3 protein-coding genes are annotated in these 2,730 nt (G+C 71.4%); all 3 read right to left on the reverse strand.

All coding sequences use genetic code 11. From position 1 onward, the window contains the following. Window positions 1-201 precede the first annotated feature (201 nt). The gene (locus D7V88_RS40465; RefSeq protein ID WP_120545821.1) at window positions 202-1,050 is read right to left on the reverse strand and encodes a zf-HC2 domain-containing protein; all 849 of its coding nucleotides are present in this window, start codon (window positions 1,048-1,050) and stop codon (window positions 202-204) included. 160 nt (window positions 1,051-1,210) lie between these two features. After that, window positions 1,211-1,690, reverse strand: a complete 480-nt coding sequence (locus D7V88_RS40470) for an anti-sigma factor family protein (RefSeq protein ID WP_120545822.1) — start codon at window positions 1,688-1,690, stop codon at window positions 1,211-1,213. Next, a complete protein-coding gene (locus tag D7V88_RS40475) occupies window positions 1,687-2,268 on the reverse strand; it encodes an RNA polymerase sigma factor (protein WP_120534502.1) in 582 nt (193 codons plus the stop codon). The genes D7V88_RS40470 and D7V88_RS40475 overlap by 4 nt, the downstream gene beginning before the upstream one ends. Between the last annotated feature and the right edge of the window lie 462 nt (window positions 2,269-2,730).

A 2,730-nucleotide genomic window follows, 5' to 3' on the forward strand; every position in this document is an offset into this window, starting at 1 on the left:
TCCCGGGCCTCGCCCCCCGTCCGCACCTCCGCGCCCCCGCTGGAGCCGAGCGCCCACATCGCGCCATCTCCCTGGATCCACGTTTCGATGCGGTACATCGTGTCCCCCCTGGGTGCGGTGTTGCATTCCCGCCCTCGCCGCCGCCCCGCCGCGCCTCGATAATTAGACGCCGACCGCCAGAATCCTTGGGTCGCGGCCACCTCAATTGGGGGCGTGCACTCCGGCCCGCAGGGCCCGGGCCCGGATTCCGGCCTCTTCGCTCCACCCCGGCTCCCCTTGACGCGCCACGGCCTCGAAGGCCTCCGCCGCCTGGAGCGGATGGCCCAGCGCCCGGAGCACCAACGCCCGGTTCCACTGGGCCTGCGGATGTCCTGGAACCTGACGCAGCACGCCCTCCAGGATGAGCAGCGCGCCGTCCAGGTTGCCCGCCGCCATCGCCAGCACCGCCCAGTCGCAATCCCGGTCCACCGAGGGCGTGCTGCGCGACAGGAAGTCCGCGGCCTGACGCAGTTCGCCACGCACCAGGTACGCGGCCGCGATGCCGTGCAGGTCTCCCCGCGCCTCCATGTCCGCCAGTGTTCGCAGGGACACGGGGGGCTCGCTCAGCAGGGCCCCGGGCTCCGGGGTACCCGTGCGGACGGGGATGTAGGGCAGGTAGCGGTCCGCGGCCGGATAGGAGATGCGCGCCTCCATCCCCCGCGCCGACGCGGCGGCCCGCCACGTGTCACCCCACGGGCGGTCCGCCGTGGACAGGAACGCGAGGAGCGCGCCCAACCCCATGGCCACGAGCGCCCCCAGCCCCCGGCCCTTCCAGCCCTGGAGCCCGGTGGAGCGGAACAGGGAGCGGGCGGCGGCGGAAGGCGCGGGGACGTCGTTGTGGGCCACCGCGCCGCACAGGGCCTGGGCGCTGAGCATCTCCAGTTGCATCGCGTCATGCAGGCCGGAAGCGCAGGCGCTGCAAAGGGCCAGGTGGAGCCGGAAGCGCTCCTCGTCACCCGACTCGAGCTCGCCATCCAGGAACCGGTAGAGCTTCTTGCACCAGAGATCCATCGCGCGTGGCAGCCCGTGGTCGGGCTGCCGCCTCCCATCCCTCTCGAAACGCGAGCGGGGGGATTCCTTGGTGCCGTCCTTCCTGGCGGAATCAGGCCGCCCGCCCGCCTGCTCTGCCCGTGAAGTGCTCCAGGCAGGACAGGCGGCGAAGCAGGGCGCGTCAGCGGCGCGGACGCGGGCGCAGCAGCGTCCCACCGACGCGGCTGGCGCGTGGGCAGGGCCACCGGGGCGCGGTGACGGCCTCTACCTTCTCGCCGTCCGCGAACCACGGGCAGCAGGAGGCGCACCCCGGGCAGCGGCGACGGAAGCGGCGCGCGCCCTGGTGCCAGGCGCGTCCCTCCAGATGTTCGGGCGGTGGGGGCACGTCGGCGGCCAGGGCGTCGCCGGGCCAGTTCGCCGGCACGTCCTCGTCCCAGGACCCCGGCACGGCCTCGCGCGCCTGCCGGGCGGACACCCAGCGCTCGCTCTCCGCGGCGTCCTCCAGCGCGAGCCTCGCCAGCACCTCCAGTTGCAGCAGGTCATGGAAGCGCGCGGCGCACGCCTCGCACCCCGCGAGGTGGCCGCGGACGCGGCGCTGGTCCTCCGGGGGCAGCTCCCCGTCCAGCAGGGGGCGAAGGTCCTCACACGCGGCGGTGCTCATCGTTCCCTCTCCTGGCGGCGGCGTTCCGCCGTGTCGTGGAGCATGGCCTTGAGGCGGCGGCGGGCGTGGAAGAGCCACGTGCCCACCGTTCCCGCGCTGGGGGTGTTCATCCGACGGGCGATCTCCGCATGGCGCAGGCCGCGCGCATGCAGTTCGAACGCCTGCCGCAGCTTCTCGTTGAGCCGGGCGACCGCCTGGCGCAGTTCATCCTCCGTGACACACTCCCACTGTTCGGGCTCCGGAGCATCCTCCGGATCCTCGAAGAGCATGTGGACGTTGTGCAGATCCACCCTCCGGTCCGTCTCAGCGCCCTGCCGCCGGCACTGATCCAGGAACCGGTTGTGCAGCACGCGCACCAGCCACGCGCGCCGCGCCGGCTCCGGCCAGCGCTTGAGCCGCTCCCATTGCAGAAGTGCCCGCAGCAGCACGTCCTGCACCAGGTCGTCGCAATCACTGGCATTGCGGCCACAGACGTTGCGCGCGATGGCAACCAGCACCGGCTGATGGCGGATCGCGAAAGCGGCGAATTCCCCTCCAGAGCCCTCCCGGACAGGGGGCTCCTCCCTCCCTGGCACCATGCGACCGCCTCCCTTCCCTCAGAGAACGCCGAGGGTCGGATTCTTTTTTTCTCACAGATGCGACAGGCGTCCAGTCGCTTCATTTGGCACCGCAACCGGCAGTGCGACTGGAACACTTCAAGCAGACGCCAATTACTTGCATGGAATAGACAGACATCCACGCGTTCCCCGATCAATTCCTTTCCATGGGTGTGCAATGCCTCGGGGTGTTCGGTGCCCCGCCCATGGGACAGAACGGCCTCCAGCATGCACCAGCCCCCCGCGGGTTCCGGCCGATTTTCGGCGTCGCGGATCCGAAGCGACGCAGCGCGCGGCGCGTCCCTCCTGGTGCGTCACGCGCCGTGACACTTCCTGTCAGGTCGCGAAGCAACCGGCCTGAAAATCCGGTTCCGGGGTCCCGGAGCCGGAAGCCTCCGGGACCCGGGAGGTGGGGCTTGGGGGGGTGAAAGGACGGTTTGGAGG

The sequence above is a fragment of the Corallococcus terminator genome (assembly GCF_003611635.1).
Taxonomy (GTDB): domain Bacteria; phylum Myxococcota; class Myxococcia; order Myxococcales; family Myxococcaceae; genus Corallococcus; species Corallococcus terminator.

Coding starts and splice junctions, on each gene's coding strand:
- D7V88_RS40465 (WP_120545821.1), bottom strand. CDS start 1,050: ATGGATCTCTGGTGCAAGAAGCTCTACCGGTTCCTGGATGGCGAGCTC.
- D7V88_RS40470 (WP_120545822.1), bottom strand. CDS start 1,690: ATGAGCACCGCCGCGTGTGAGGACCTTCGCCCCCTGCTGGACGGGGAG.
- D7V88_RS40475 (WP_120534502.1), bottom strand. CDS start 2,268: ATGGTGCCAGGGAGGGAGGAGCCCCCTGTCCGGGAGGGCTCTGGAGGG.